Source organism: Micromonospora sp. II, from assembly GCF_001709195.1.
Classification (GTDB): domain Bacteria; phylum Actinomycetota; class Actinomycetes; order Mycobacteriales; family Micromonosporaceae; genus Micromonospora; species Micromonospora chalcea.
In genome coordinates this window covers 157,839-171,543 of record NZ_LYXF01000003.1, presented here as the reverse complement: position 1 = coordinate 171,543, position 13,705 = coordinate 157,839, and the positions used below count along the sequence as shown (strand labels likewise).

The 13,705-nt window shown below is 73.6% G+C and carries 15 protein-coding genes, 1 tRNA gene and 1 pseudogene; 8 read left to right on the top strand and 9 right to left on the bottom strand.

Going from position 1 to position 13,705, the window contains the following annotated elements:
* Window positions 1–4: 4 nt before the first annotated feature.
* Window positions 5–475, bottom strand: coding sequence for a hypothetical protein (locus tag A8711_RS00855; RefSeq protein WP_083296906.1), 471 nt, complete (start codon window positions 473–475; stop codon window positions 5–7).
* A 501-nt stretch (window positions 476–976) separates the two neighbouring features.
* Between A8711_RS00855 and A8711_RS32285 the strand changes: the two genes are divergently transcribed.
* On the top strand, window positions 977–1,153 hold the full coding sequence (locus A8711_RS32285) for a hypothetical protein (RefSeq protein WP_166455806.1): 177 nt from the start codon (window positions 977–979) through the stop codon (window positions 1,151–1,153).
* A 13-nt stretch (window positions 1,154–1,166) separates the two neighbouring features.
* Here the strand turns inward: A8711_RS32285 and A8711_RS00845 are convergent, their stop codons facing one another.
* Entirely contained in the window at window positions 1,167–1,574 is a 408-nt protein-coding gene (locus A8711_RS00845; protein WP_223201247.1) for a flagellar biosynthesis protein FlgA, read from the bottom strand.
* A gap of 237 nt (window positions 1,575–1,811) precedes the next feature.
* On the opposite strand from A8711_RS00845, the gene A8711_RS32660 reads away from it, so the two are divergent.
* Entirely contained in the window at window positions 1,812–2,216 is a 405-nt protein-coding gene (locus A8711_RS32660; RefSeq protein WP_233607826.1) for a hypothetical protein, read from the top strand.
* A gap of 14 nt (window positions 2,217–2,230) precedes the next feature.
* On the opposite strand, the pseudogene A8711_RS32655 reads toward A8711_RS32660, so the two are convergent.
* Window positions 2,231–2,437, bottom strand: a pseudogene (locus A8711_RS32655) (FmdB family zinc ribbon protein); the annotation flags it as partial.
* Entirely contained in the window at window positions 2,434–3,081 is a 648-nt protein-coding gene (locus tag A8711_RS00835; RefSeq protein WP_069087207.1) for a 5-formyltetrahydrofolate cyclo-ligase, read from the bottom strand. The pseudogene A8711_RS32655 and the gene A8711_RS00835, both read right to left, overlap by 4 nt.
* 83 nt (window positions 3,082–3,164) lie before the next feature.
* On the opposite strand from A8711_RS00835, the gene A8711_RS00830 reads away from it, so the two are divergent.
* From A8711_RS00830 to A8711_RS00805, 6 genes are all read left to right on the top strand, one after another.
* Window positions 3,165–5,354, top strand: coding sequence for a diguanylate cyclase (locus tag A8711_RS00830; protein WP_176722723.1), 2,190 nt, complete (start codon window positions 3,165–3,167; stop codon window positions 5,352–5,354).
* A 9-nt stretch (window positions 5,355–5,363) separates the two neighbouring features.
* Entirely contained in the window at window positions 5,364–6,353 is a 990-nt protein-coding gene (locus tag A8711_RS00825; protein WP_069087205.1) for a UTP--glucose-1-phosphate uridylyltransferase, read from the top strand.
* Window positions 6,350–7,663 carry a gephyrin-like molybdotransferase Glp gene (gene glp / locus A8711_RS00820; protein WP_069087204.1) on the top strand — a complete coding sequence of 438 codons (1,314 nt, stop codon included), beginning with the start codon at window positions 6,350–6,352 and terminating at the stop codon, window positions 7,661–7,663. Before A8711_RS00825 ends, glp begins: the two co-directional genes overlap by 4 nt.
* A gap of 108 nt (window positions 7,664–7,771) precedes the next feature.
* Window positions 7,772–8,413, top strand: coding sequence for a GNAT family N-acetyltransferase (locus A8711_RS00815; protein ID WP_030501124.1), 642 nt, complete (start codon window positions 7,772–7,774; stop codon window positions 8,411–8,413).
* Window positions 8,414–8,582: 169 nt separating this feature from the next.
* Window positions 8,583–9,365, top strand: coding sequence for a hypothetical protein (locus A8711_RS00810; protein WP_176722722.1), 783 nt, complete (start codon window positions 8,583–8,585; stop codon window positions 9,363–9,365).
* Window positions 9,366–9,558: 193 nt separating this feature from the next.
* Window positions 9,559–9,632, top strand: a tRNA-Ala gene (locus tag A8711_RS00805).
* Between the two features lie 57 nt (window positions 9,633–9,689).
* Here A8711_RS00805 and A8711_RS00800 read toward each other — a convergent pair.
* From A8711_RS00800 to rox, 5 genes are all read right to left on the bottom strand, one after another.
* Window positions 9,690–10,385, bottom strand: a complete 696-nt coding sequence (locus tag A8711_RS00800; protein WP_069087203.1) for a proteasome protein — start codon at window positions 10,383–10,385, stop codon at window positions 9,690–9,692.
* Window positions 10,386–10,507: 122 nt separating this feature from the next.
* Window positions 10,508–10,951: a DUF3592 domain-containing protein gene (locus A8711_RS00795; RefSeq protein ID WP_069087202.1), complete on the bottom strand. Its 444-nt coding sequence runs from the start codon at window positions 10,949–10,951 to the stop codon at window positions 10,508–10,510.
* A 36-nt stretch (window positions 10,952–10,987) separates the two neighbouring features.
* On the bottom strand, window positions 10,988–11,788 hold the full coding sequence (locus tag A8711_RS00790) for a methyltransferase domain-containing protein (protein ID WP_069087201.1): 801 nt from the start codon (window positions 11,786–11,788) through the stop codon (window positions 10,988–10,990).
* 52 nt (window positions 11,789–11,840) lie between these two features.
* Window positions 11,841–12,224 (bottom strand): hypothetical protein, encoded by a 384-nt coding sequence (locus A8711_RS00785; RefSeq protein ID WP_176722721.1) that lies wholly within the window; start codon window positions 12,222–12,224, stop codon window positions 11,841–11,843.
* A gap of 33 nt (window positions 12,225–12,257) precedes the next feature.
* Window positions 12,258–13,691 (bottom strand): rifampin monooxygenase, encoded by a 1,434-nt coding sequence (gene rox / locus A8711_RS00780; RefSeq protein WP_069087200.1) that lies wholly within the window; start codon window positions 13,689–13,691, stop codon window positions 12,258–12,260.
* Between the last annotated feature and the right edge of the window lie 14 nt (window positions 13,692–13,705).

Genomic DNA, 13,705 nt, shown 5'->3' with positions numbered 1-13,705 from the left:
CCGCTCAGAACAGCAGCCGCGAGCAGAGCAGGCAGGTGAGCAGCACCAGCACCACGGCGACGACTGCCCCGACGCCGTAGGTGAGCCGCTGCGCGCGCTGCTCCGCCTGATCCATCGCGGCCATGTCCTGCGGCGGAAGCCGGCGGGGCGGCGCCGGCTGGACGTGCACCGGTGGCCGCCAGCCGGGCGGCGGAGGCGTGCTCGGCGGCGGTCCGGCGTAGCCACCGGCAGCCGGGTCACCGGCGGACCGGCCCGGCCAGGGCCCGCCGGCCACCGTCCAGCCGCCGGCCGACTCCGGCTTGGCCCACGGGCTCTCGGTGGCCGCCTCGCGCGACCACGGGCTGTTCGGCCCGGACGCCCCGGAGGTGTCGGCGGCGGTGACTCCCGTTCCAGCGGCGCCGACCCCGGTCGGCTGGCTCCCGGCTTCGCCGGGTCCGGGCGCGTCCCACCCGGCGTGGTCGGCGGGGTGGCTCACGGGTCCGTGTTCGGCCGGGCGGCCCACGGGTCCAGAATCGGCGGGGTCGCCCACAGGCCCTGGGTCGCCCACAGGCCCTGGGTCGCCCACAGGCCCTGGGTCGCCCACAGGCCCTGGGTCGGCCTGGCCGGAGCCCGACCCGCCCGGGCGGGACGCCCCGGCGTCGTTCTCCTCGCCCGCGGCCTGTTGCTCCGGGCGTCGCCAGGTCTCGTCGTCGGGGCTGCCACCGCTCGGCGTCGTCACGCCGTCCGACGCTACCAACGCCCCGGCCGGTCGGCCGCCCGACACCGACACCTCGGCGCGTACCTCTTGCGCGGCGGGGCTCCGACCCGCTGCCGGGCCCGACGAGATCGAGTGGCCGTTCAGGGTCGCGCCCGGTCTGTGTCTGGCTGTTCGGAATCACGGTGCAGTCCGCGCCGGGCTGTTCCCGATCGCAGCCGTGGCGGCGCCGGACGTCGCGGGGTCGAGGTGGCCGCCGTTCCGGCGGTATCGTTGCTGCTCGTGACCGACCCCGGCATCCGGGCACCGCGCGGCGACGACGACCGCGTGGTCGACCTCAGCGAAGACTTCGTGGTGCTGCCCGAACAGACCACCGACGACACCGACCGCGGCTGGGGCGAGCGCCCCGGCGGCAACGACGACTGGCTGCTCGCCGAGCGCCCGCCGCACTGGGACTGACCGCGGCTCCGCGTCACCCGCGTACGACCACGGCGAAGCGGCTGCCCTCCGGCAACCCGACCGCCCGGCGCGCCTGCTCGGGCGGCAGCGCCAGGTAGAGCGCGGAGGACCCGTCGACCGCCCCGGCGGCGCCGACCACGTCGAGCACCAGCGCACGCGGCGCCAGCAGCGTGGGGTCAGCCGACCCGCCGGCGGGCACCACCATCAGATCGACCCGGGCACCTGGACGCAGCACCGCGAGGGCGGCCGGCTCGGCCAGCCGGATCGGCACACCGACCGCACCGGCCGGCAACGCGCGTGGCCCGTCGGGCGGCGGACCGGCCGGCGTCGTCGAGGCGGCCGGGGGAGCCCCGGGTTGGCAGGACGGAGGTGTCTGGAGCACCGCCGCGGCCAGTCCCAGCAGCACCGCGACGAGTGCCACCCGCAGTAGCGTCCGGCGTCGCGGCAATCCGCGCCAGCGGACCGGACGCAACGTCGCCTCGCCACCCGCCACCGCTGCCTCCCACCGTCGGCCAACCTTCCGACCCGCAGGCTAGGGCCGAGCCATCGTCGCCCGCGGCCCCACCGCTTGCCCCTGTGGATAACCCGCCGTCCTGTGCACAACCGCTGCCCGGGCGGGGTCCGGCGCCACCACTTCGGGGAGGTGGTCACATCCGGAGTGGCCGGGGCCGCCAGTTCGGGGAAGTGGCGCTATCTCGGCGAGCTGATGCAGCAACCTCGCCGAGGTGGTGAGCAGCGCGCGAGTGGTCGGGAGCGGGCGCTCCATCGTGCGGGGCGGCCATACGCAACGTGGCCGCCCCGGAAACGGGACGGCCACGAGCGCGAAAGCGTTGGTCAGGAGGAACTGGACGCCGCCGGCGCCTTGCTCGCCGTCGACCCGGAACCCGAACCAGAGCCGGAACCCGAACCGGACGACGACCCCGAAGAAGAGGACGACGACGAACCGGACGAGGTCGAACCAGACGACGTCGAACCGGACGACGAGGACGACTCGGACTTGGCCGGCTTGTTCGCGGCGCTGCTCCCGTTGTCGGACCCGGACGTACGGGAGTCCGTGCGGTAGAAGCCGGAGCCCTTGAACACGATGCCCACCGAGTTGAAGAGCTTTCGCAGCCGCCCCTCACACGCCGGGCACTCGGTCAGCGGGTCGTCCGAGAAGGACTGCACCGCCTCGAGCTGGTGGCCGCACGCGGTGCAGGCGTACTGGTACGTGGGCACGTTCTCCTCCGGATCTTGGCACGGCCTGTTGGCACTCGTGGTATTCGAGTGCCAATGGTGCGTCATGACCCCCGGGTTCGTCCAGCGGAAGCGCCCGGGCCCACACCCGGGACGGCCACCAACCCGTCCGCCGGAGTGATCACACAGTGCACCGGGCGGTCGTGCGGCTGGGCGGGGACCGCCTCGACCAGCTCGCCGTCGTGCAGGAGAGCCACCGTCGGCACGGTGGCGGGCACCCGGGCGAGCGCCCGGTCGTACGAGCCGCCGCCGCGGCCCAGCCGGATGCCCCGGCGGTCCACCGCTACCGCCGGCACCACTACGAGTCCCGCCGCGGCCACTGCGGCGCGGCCCCGGGTCGACGCGGTCGGCTCGCGCATGCCCCGGCCGGCGGCGCGCAGCGACTCCCGCCCGGTGTAGGGGGCCCAGTCCAGGTCCAGGTCGTCGCAGAGCACCGGCAGCAGCAGCTCGGCGTCGGGCGGCAGCGCGGCCCGCAGCACCTCGGGCAGGTCGTCCCCGCCGGGCTCGGAGGCGACCGGCACGTACGCGCTCATCCTGGCCGGTCGCAGCCGGCGTACCAGGGTCACCAGCTCGGCCTGGACGGCGGCCGCCGCGACCGCGCGCTCGGGCGCGGACAGCGACCGGCGGGCGGCGAGCAGCGCGACGCGCATCTTCTGCTTCGCATCGTGCGCTTCATCCGAAAATTCCGGCACGCAACACTCCTGACGCAACGCTTGCCTAATGGTCGCTCTGTGTCAGCATCGCACCAAGGGGCGCGGAACTTCCGGGGGGAAGCTTGACGCTACGCGGGCGGTTGACGGCAGCCTTCCTCGCGGTGGTGCTCGGCCCCGTCCTGCTCGGCGCGCTCTTCGTCGGGGCGACGTTGAGCGCCGTCGACCGGAGCCGCGCCACCGAGCGACTGGGTCTGGCCGCGGCCGGTGTGCGTACCTCGATCGACGCGCTCTGCCAGCAACTGCGCGCGGCGGCCGACGCGGTCGCGCTGGTGGCCGACCCGGTCGCCCGGCCGCGTGCGGCCGACCAGGTGGTCGGCCGGGGGCTCGCCGCCGGCGTGCTGATCGCCGACGCCGCCGGCCGCACCAGCTACGCCACGGCGGGCGGTCCGCCCGGGCGCTGGCAGGACTGCGCGGGCGCCCCCGCCACCCCGATCGGCGCGCTCTCCGCTCAGGTGCGGCTGCGCGACCCGGCCGGCGCCGACCTCGGCGCGGTCGCCGCGGCGCAGCCCGTCGACCGGGCCTTCGTGGCGCGGCTCGCCGCCGTCACCGGCGTCGCGGTCACCCTCCTCGACGCCCCCGGGCAGATCACCCACACGACCGAAGAGCAGGGGGTACGCGCAGCGGTGCTGGCCGCCGCCGGCAAGGCGCGCGGGAACGGCGTGGCCGGGACGGGCGACGGCCGGTACGTGCGCCGGGTGGGCCCGATGCCCGGTCAACCGCTGCCGCTGGTGCTCTCGATTCCCGGCGAGCGCCCACCCGGCCTGTACGGCGCGCTGATCGCGGCGGTGGCGCTGGCCGCCCTGCTGGCCGTGCTGACCGCGTGGCGGCTAGCCCGGGTGACCACCCGGCCGCTGGGCGAGCTGGCCGGGGCGGTGGACCGGGTGGCGCAGGGCGACCTGAGCGCCCGGGTGCCGGTGCGCAGCCGGGACGAGATCGGGCGGCTGGCCAGCGCGTTCAACCGGATGGCCCGGGAGACCGGCAGTTACGTGGCGGCGCTGACCAGCAGCCGGGACCAGCTGCGCAACCACCTCGCCGTGCTCGGCGACACGCTCGCCAGCACGCACGACCTGCAACGCATCCTGCGGGTGATCCTGGACAGCGCGATCGCCGCCACCGGCGCCCGGGCCGGCGCGGTGCTGCTCGTCGACGCCGAGGGCGTGCTCGTCGGCCGGTGCGTCGAAGGGCTGACCGGACGCTGGCCCACGAGCGACCCGGCCGACCCGGCGACGCTGCGGGTCGCGGTCGGCGCCGGGGTGCTCGGCGCGGTCGCCGCCACCGGTGAGCCGCTGCGCGGCCGGTGGACCCCACCCGACGCCCCGACCGGGGAGCCGTCCTGCGAGACGTACGTGGCGGTGCCGTTCGCCACGCCCGGCGGCGCCGAGTCGCGCGGCCCGGACCGGCCCGGCCACCCGCCCGCCGACGGCGACCCGCCCGGCTCGGCCTGCGCCGCGCTCGGCGTGCTCGTGCTCTACGACCGGCTCGGCGGTCCCGAGTTCCACGACGACGACGTGGTGACGCTGCGGACGTTCGCCGGGCACGCGGCGGTCGCGGTGGAGAACGTCCGGGTGCACGAGGAGGCGCAGCGGCTCTCCCTCACCGACCCGCTGACCGGGTTGTGGAACTACCGCTACCTGCGCGAGTCGATCCGCCGGGAGGTGGAGCGGGCGAACCGGTTCGGCCGGATGCTCAGCGTGCTCGCGCTCGACCTCGACCGGTTCAAGCGCGTCAACGACACCTGGGGGCACGCCGCCGGGGACGCCGTGCTGGTCGAGTTCGCGCGCCGGGTACGCGGCGTGATCCGCGAGGTGGACCTCGCGTTCCGGCAGGGCGGCGAGGAGTTCGTGGTGCTGCTGCCGGAGACCGACGCGCGGGGCGCCACGATCGTCGCCGAGCGGCTCGGCGCGGTCGTACGGGACCAGCCGGTGACTGTCGAGGGAAGCACCGACGGGCCGGTGCACGTGCCGGTGACCGTCTCCATCGGCATCGCCGTCTACCCGGACCACGCCGTCGACGGCCAGCAGGTGCTCGACGCCGCCGACGACGCGCTGTACGCGGCGAAGGCCGCCGGACGCGACGGCTACCGGCTGGCCCCCGCGCCCGATCCGGTTCCCACCCAGGAGATCCCGGTGGTGGCCGTGACCGTCAGCCCGCCGGACGGGCTGCCCCGGGCGGGCACGGCGGACGCGCCGGGCACCGTCCAGGGCGGCGCGTCTTCCGGTCCTCACCCGCCGCGGCAGAGCCGTGGCCGATAGTCTCGCGACATGTCGGAGCACTCAGCGAACCCCTCAGCGACCCGCGGTCGCTCCCGCGCGGTCAAGGCCGTGATCCCGGCCGCCGGCCTGGCCACCCGGTTCCTGCCGGCCACCAAGGCGGTTCCCAAGGAACTGCTGCCGGTCGTCGACCGGCCGGTGCTGCAGTACATCGTCGAGGAGGCCGCGCAGGCCGGCATCGACGACATCCTGCTGATCACCGGTCGCGGCAAGACCTCGATGGTCGACCACTTCGACCGCCGGCCCGACCTGGAGGAACGGCTCGCCAAGAAGCCCGAGCTGCTGGCCGAGGTCAAGCGCACCGAGGAACTCGCAGCGATCTACACGGTGCGACAGCCGGAGCAGCTCGGCCTCGGCCACGCCGTCGGGTACGCCGAGTCGCACGTCGGCGACGCGCCCTTCGCGGTGCTGCTCGGCGACGAGTTCGTCAAGCCCTCCGAGCCGCTGCTGCCGGCCATGCTGGAGCTCCAGGCCCGCACCGGTGGCGTGGTGCTCGCCTTCTTCGAGGTCGACCCGGCCGAGACCAGCCGTTACGGCATCGCGTCGGTCGAGCCCGCCGAGTCGGAGTACGGCGACATCGCCGAGGTCGTCAAGGTCACCGGCATGGTGGAGAAGCCCAGTCCGTCCGACGCGCCCAGCAACCTGGCGGTCCTCGGGCGGTACGTGCTCCCGGGGAAGATCTTCGACGCGATCCGGCGTACCGACCCGGGCAGCGGCGGCGAGATCCAGCTGACCGACGCGATGGAGCTGCTGCGTACCGAGGGGGTGCCGGTGCACGCCATCGTCTACCGGGGCACCCGCTACGACACCGGCATGCCGCTGGGCTACCTGCAGACCGTGGTGCAGATCGCGGCCGAGCGGGAGGACCTGGGCGCCGAGTTCCGCAAGTGGCTGGCCGAGTTCGTCAACAACGGCGACGAGACGGTCACGGCGGCGGTCCTCAACGGCATGCGTGACGCGTCCGGCGGTGCCGATACATGACCGCGACGGCCGACGCCGAGGCGGCCGCGAACGAGTTGACGCCGCTCGCCGACTACCTGGGCAGTGTGCTGCGCAGGTTACGCGCGCTGCCTCCACTCGACCTCGACCTGACCCAGGCGTACGGCAACGTGCTCGCCGAGGACGTGGTCGCCCCGCACTCGTACCCCGCCTTCGACCAGGCGGCGGTGGACGGGTACGCCGYGCGCTGGGAGGACATCTCCGGTGGGAGTCGGGGGCCGGGCTACGTCCCGGCCCCCTCCGGTATGCCCGGTGGCCGCAGCATCCGGCTCAACGTCGTCGGTGACCTGGGCGCGGCGAGCTGGCGGCCGGTTCGGCTCACCCCCGGATCGTGCTTCTCGGTCGCGGCGGGCGCGCCGCTGCCGATCGGCGCCGACGTGGTCGTCCCGGTGGAGTGGACCGACCAGGGCATGGCCGCCGTCGAGATCTTCCGCGCCCCCAAACGGGGGTACGGGCTGCGCCGCGCCGGGGAGGAACTGGTCGCCGGCACACTGCTCGCCCGCGCCGGCGCGTACGTCTCACCGGCGCTGGTGGCGGTGTTCGCCGCCACCGGCATCGGGCACGTCGTGGTGCGGCCCAGTCCGCGCGTGGTCATCGTGGCCACCGGCGACGAGCTGGTCGACGTGGGCCGGGGCAGCCAGCCCGGGCAGGTGGTCGACACCAACTCGCACGCGCTCACCGCTGCGGCGGCCGAGGCGGGCGGGCTCGCGTACCGGGTGGGGATCTGCGACGACGACCCGGAGGCGCTGCGCGGCCTGCTGGACGACCAGACGCTGCGGGCCGACCTGATCATCACCACCGGCGGCACCGGTACCGGCCCGGGCGACATGGTGCGCCGCATCCTGTCCCGCCGCGAGGGCGGCCGGGCCGGGCCGGTCACCTTCACAGAGGTGGCCCTCTATCCGGGAACGGCTCTCGGGTTCGGTACGGTCGGCGCCGAGGAGGTGCCGGTGGTGTGTCTTCCCGGTGAGCCCGGCGCGGCGCTGATCGGCTTCGAGGTGCTGGCCCGCCCGGCGATCCAGCTGCTGGCCGGCGCCGAGCCGGTGTTCCGGCCGAGCGTCCGCGCGCACCTGCTGGAGACGGTCTCGTCCCCGGTGGGGCTGCGCGAGTTCCGGCCCGCGCACGTGGCCGAGCGGCGTGGCGGCGGGTACACGGTGCAGCCGCTCGCCGGTGGCCCGTACACGCTCTCCGGCCTGTCCGACGCGAACGGTCTGCTGGTGCTGGGCGAGCGGGTCACCACCGCCGCCGCGGGGTCCACCGTCGACGTGCTCCTGCTGGACCGGCGCCGGTGAGCGCGAGGAGTGAGCTTGCGAGCCCCGCAGTCGCGAGCGAAGGGCAAGCTCGGTGAGCGCGAGGAGTGAGCTTGCGAGCCCCGCAGTCGCGAGCGAAAGGCAAGCCCGGTGAGGTTCTGGCGGGCTCCGGGGTGGCCGGCGGTGCTCGTGGACGGCCCGGTGGTGCTGCGGCCGTACCGGCGCTCGGACGCCGGCGCCTGGTCGGAGATCCGGCGCGCGAACCGCGAGTGGCTGGCGCCGTGGGAGTCGCACGTGCCCGGCGGCTGGTACGAGACCAACTCGCCGGCGGCGTTCCGGCTGGTCCACGCGGACCAGCGCAAGTCCGCGCGCAGCGGCGAGGGCATGCCGTTCGCGGTGTGCCTGCGTGAGGACGGCCGGGAGCGGCTGGTCGGCCACGTCAACATCGGCAGCATCGTGCGGCGGGCGTTCTGTTCCGGGTACGTGGGCTACTGGGTGGACTCCCGGGTGGCCGGCCGGGGCGTGATCCCGACCGCTGTCGCGCTCGCCGTGGACCACGCCTTCGGACCCGGTGGCCTGCACCGGATCGAGGTGAACATCCGGCCGGAGAACATGCCGTCCCGCCGGGTGGTGGAGAAGCTCGGCTTCCGCGAGGAGGCCTATCACGTGCGCTACATGCACATCGACGGCGCGTGGCGCGACCACATCGGATACGCGATGACCGGCGAGGAAGTAGTCGCCGAGGGCGGCTTGCTGGCGCGGTGGCACCGCGTACGTGACAACCGCCGCTGACGCGCCCGCACGGCGCGGCGCACTGTGAACTGGGTCGACGGCCCGTAACCTCAAGTAACTGCAAGCTGCGGCAAGCGCTGCCCGCCCGCATGAAGTGCGCCGTAAACGACGGTCGACGGAACAAGTTGCGGCGGGCGGCGCTCGCCGGAGAACTTTGGTGACGGGAGGGGTGAGGGTGCCCACGTCGGTGCTCCTCGCCGTCCTCGCCGCCGCCGGTCTGCTCGCCCTCGCTCCGGCGCTGGTCCGCCGGTACGACGCCACCGAGCGGCTGGTGGCGGAGCGGGCGCAGTCGACGGCGCGGGTGCTCCAGCGCCAGCGTCGACGGCGCACCGTGCCCGGGCGACGGCCGCTGCACCCGCCGCGCTCCCTCGTGGTGACCCTCAGTGAAGACTCCGACACGGGTAGTCTCGCCCGCCCGGTCTCCGCGCCACCGCTGCGCCGCCGTTCCGGCCGGCTCCGGCCCGTCTCCGCCGTCCCGGCCCAGTCCCGCCGACGGAACTCGCCCCGGCGGCGGCACACCCCGGCGATCTACCGCCGGCGCCGGGTGCTCGCCGCGCTGCTGCTGCTCAACCTGGTGGAACTGGGCGGCGTGGTACTTGTCGGACCCGGGTTCTGGATCAGCGTCTCGGTCACCGGCACGCTGCTCGTTGCGTACGTCGTGCACCTGCGGCAGCGTGCCCTCGCCGAACGTCGGCGGCGGCGCGCGGACGCCCGGGAGGCGGCCTGGCTGGCCGCCCGCCAGGCCGAGGTGCGCCGCGAGCAGGCCCGGCGCGCGGCGGCCCGGCGGGAGGCGCAGCGCCGGCTGGCCGCCCAGCGCGAGGCGGTCCGGCGTACGGCGATGGGGCTGGACCGTCCCGCGGACCTGCCGCCCGCGGCGAGCGGCGGCTCGGTGTCCTACCGGCGGGCGGGTGGCCTGCGCGGACGCCCCTACCAGTCCGGCCGAGGCGCCTGACGCCCTCGCCCGGCGCGGCCCTCGTCGCCCGCGGCGGGCGATCTTGGAAGAAATGGGTCGCTCTGGGAGCCGCTTTCTTCCAAGATCTACGTGGGCGGTGGGGCGGTTCGCGTCGTGGGGGCGCTACCTGTTAGCCTTGTCGCCGGCCCACCCGGTGAAAGCTGGGTGGGACCGACGCCGGTTCGCCGGCGGAGGGGCTGTGGCGCAGACCGGTAGCGCACCTCGTTCGCATCGAGGGGGTCAGGGGTTCAAATCCCCTCAGCTCCACCCAGTTCAAAGGCCGTTTCCCGTGATGGGAGACGGCCTTTTTCGAACCCGCTCGCGTCAGTCGAACAGCTGGTCGAGCGCTTTCTGTTCGAGGTCACGCCAGCGCTGGACGTCCTTCAGCGCCTTGGCGATCTCCTTCTCGTCGAGATGGTGGGCGCCTTCCTCCCGGATGCACGCGACGCTGAACGGCCGGCCGACCGACGGCGAGGTCTGCTCCAGCGCCTCCAGCACCCGCACCACGCCCACCACGCCGTACTCGACGGTGCGCGTGGTCATCCGGAAGTGGGACAGCAGCGCGCCGGCCTGCTGAGCCATCGGCGCGCCGGAGCCGATGGCGTGGAAGCCCACGTCCTCGTAGCGGCCGATGAGCCCGTTCGGGTTGATCTCCACGATCCACGGCCCGCCCTGGCTGAAGCCGGCCGCGAGCAGGTATGCCGACACCCCGCCGCCGGAGCCCTCGCCGGGCACGTCCGGGATGTAGTTCTCGTAGTGCTTCTTGAAGACGGGCAGGACGCGCTCCTGCAGCTCGCCGCCGATGTCCGGCGCTTCGAGGATGGCGGTGGCCGAGTCCTGGAGGAGGGGGCGCAGGTCGTTCAGCACTCCTCGCGCGCCGCTGCCGCCCCAGGCGGCGCAGTCGCCGAGCGGGTGCAGCTTCTGCGCGGGGAAGCTCAGACCGCGGTCGCTCTCGGTGATCTGGGAGTCCGCGCCGATCACCACCCCGTCGCTGCAGACAACGGCGAGTACGACGGTCATGGGGTCCTCCTGTGCAGGGGTGCGGGGTTGGGGCGCGAGGTACCCGGCATCCCGCCTGCCTACACCCGGCAGGGACGTCCGTGTGGCGGCTGACACCGGCCACAAGCCGGCGGTGCCCAGAATCAGACTGGGCGGTCTCGGTGAAGGCGCCACCCGGCAAACCCAGCGCCCGACAGCAGGACGGTGGCGGCCACGAGGTTGAATACCGCGACGCGCTGCGCGCCGTGGTTCTCGGCATCCTCCACCCCCGGCGCGAGGTCCTCGGGGTTGTAGCGGATGCGTACTCGATCGCCCTCGTCGAGCTCGGGGCTGCAACTCGTGCACTCCGCGCTCAGGGGTTCGCCGCTACGAGGTGTGAACTCCACGGTGACCTTGCTGGCGCGTCCATGACGGTCGACGTCGACGACTGTGGCGTCTGTGGTGAGGCCGCGGTTCGCGAGGCCAATCGCGGTCGTGCCGTTATAGAAGGCGGCGCAGCACATGAAGGCGGAAGAAGCGGTGAGGATGATCAACGCGCCAATCAGCTTGCGTTGTCGCGGGTGAAGTTGTTCCCAACTTTCGTCCACGTCGCGATGCTAAGCACCGACGTCAACGGTGATGCGCTACGACGACGGCTCGTGGAAGTAGACGGTGGCCGCGGTGAGGAAGAACGTGACCGCGTACGTGAACCGGCCTGCCTCGACCGCCTCGTCGAACTGCTCCTCGAACGCGCGAGCTTCGGCGGGGTCGAGTACGCCGCGCTGAGCCGCCGTACCGGCCCAACTGCGCAGGCCGAGAACGTTGTCGGCGGCGTTCGGGTTCCGAACCAGCAGCGTCCGGGGCTCGACGGTGACCTCGGCCAGGCCGAGCGTGGCGAGAATGCCGGCGTGCTGGTGAGCCAGGGTGCCGTTGCGGAGCAGGCAGTCAGCCCGGAACCTCAGCACGCGCCGGGCCAGATCCTGGTCGGCGATGTCGAGCACCTGCGTGTCGTAGTCGGGATCCGCGAGAACGATCCGGCCACCCGGGCGGACGACTCTGGCGAGTTCCCTGATCGCCGCGCGGGGATCGTCGAGGTGCTGCACGGTGCGGTCGGCCCAGGCACCGTCGATCGAGTCGTCGAGGAACGGCAGCCGGTGGGCGTCGGCGACGGCGCACCGGGTCAGGCCACGGGCTCGCATGGCGACGGCCATGGTCAGGGAACGATCCACCGTCAGCACGGTGACGTCGTGATCGTCCCTCAGGCGGACCGCGCTCGCCCCGGTGCCCGCACCGACGTCGAGGTAGCGCCGGCCGGACGACGGGCGGAGCAACTCGCGTACCCGCTGCTGGTATGCCTGGTAGAAGGGCTCGCCGCTCAGGCGGTCGAGCACGCCCACCCACGATTTCGGGTCCGGCTGCCGGTCGACATCGGTGAATCCGTGCACGGACTGGAGCCTATTGCGCCGCTGTCAGTTGAACCCGCAGCGCCGACGCGCGTCAGCGGGGCCGCTTGTCCTCGACGTGGACGACGGTCAGCTCATGGCCGTCTCGATCTCGCTTGCTGCGCCCGTACAGACCGACAGCAAGGTCGCTGTCGTCCGAGACCTCGTCCGGGCCGACGTAGGTCAACACGTCGTTGTGATGGCCGTAGACCGCCCAGCCGGGGCCGGGGTCGAGCGTGACGGTACCGAAGTCCGCGGAGGGCGAGCCGACGTGGACGGGGCCGTACTCGCGCAGGATCTCGACGGCCTGTGCGGCGAGGTCGACGCCCGGCGCGGGGTCCGGCAGGACGACGCACGTGCCGTGCGCGAACACGACCCAGGACTTGCCGCTTCCCAGGATGATGCGACGCCAGGTGTCGGCCAGGTTGTCGTCGGACATGAAGCTGATCATTGTCGAGTCCGTGCGCCGTCGCTACCCGCGAACTGTCCCGCCGCCGAACCACCTGGTCAGCGCGCCCTTCAACGTCCGCTGGTCGTCACCCACCCACACCACGTGACCGTCCGGCCGCAACAGCGCCGCGGGCACGTCCAGCTCGTCGCCGGTGCCGGCGACGAGCCCGACCCGGTCGGCCCAGCCGTCCACCGACAGCTTCCCGGTCCCGTCCAGCAACAACCCGCCGCCGGTACGCATCAGCTCGTACAGGCGACCCTGCGGCAGCGGTACGTCGCGCAGCCGCCGCCCGAGGAGGGGATGACCCTCGCCGACGTCGTACCTGACGCTGATCGCCGTGACCTTCTCGATCAGGAAGCGGTTCACCTCGTCGAAGTCCATGAGCTGCGTCAGCACCTGCCGTACCGCCTGCGGTCCGGGCTCGTTGCCGGTCAGCAGCATCTGCGCGCGTGTGTTCGTCAGCACGTCGGCGGCCACCGGGCGCCGCTCGGACTCGTAGGTGTCGAGCAGATCGTCCGGCGCCCACGCGTTCACCTCCGCCGCCAGCTTCCAGCCCAGGTTGAACGCGTCCTGGATGCCGAGGTTGAGCCCCTGCCCGCCCAGCGGCGGGTGGACGTGCGCGGCGTCGCCGGCCAGGAACACCCGCCCGACCCGGTAGTGCTCGGCCAGGCGGGTCGCGTCGCCGAAGCGGGACAGCCAGCGGGGCGAGTGCACGCCGAAGTCGGTGCCCGCGTACGCGGTCAGTTGCCGTTTGAAGTCCTCCAGCGTCGGCGGTGCCGAGGTCACGTCGGCCGCCGGCACGACCACCCGGAACACGCCGGGCCTGCCGGACGGGCCGAGCCCGAACCGCTTCTCGGTGCGGCGTACCTCGGTCATGATCGTGGTGATCTCGTCCGGGGAGGCGGTCACCTCCATCTCGCCCAGCAGCGTGTCGACTGTCGACGGCTCGCCGGGGAATCCGACGCCGAGCAGCTTCCGGACGGTGCTGCGCCCACCGTCGCAGCCGACGACGAACCGCGCCCGCAGCGGCGGCGCGCTCGCGGAGTCGAGGTGGACCGTCACGCCGTCGTCGTCCTGCTCCAGCCCGGTAACCGCACTGCCGCGCCGGATTTCGGCCCCGACCTCGGCCGCGTGGTCGGCGAGCAGCCGGTCGGTGAGCGTCTGCGGGATGCCGAGCACGTACGGGTGGGCGGTGTCCAGATCGGCGGGGGCGGGCTTGTCGATGCCGGCGAAGAACCCCCGGATCGGGTGCTTGCCGCCGTTGTCGAGGAACCGCTCCAGCAGCCCCCGCTGGTCCATCACCTCGATGCTGCGGACGTGCAGCCCGAGCGAGCGCACGTACGGCGGCGGTTCGGGGTCCCGCTCCAGCACGAGCACGCCGACGCCCTGGAGGCGCAACTCGCTCGCCAGCATCATGCCGGTCGGCCCGCCGCCGACCACGATCACGTCGAACACAGCTTCCCCCGTGC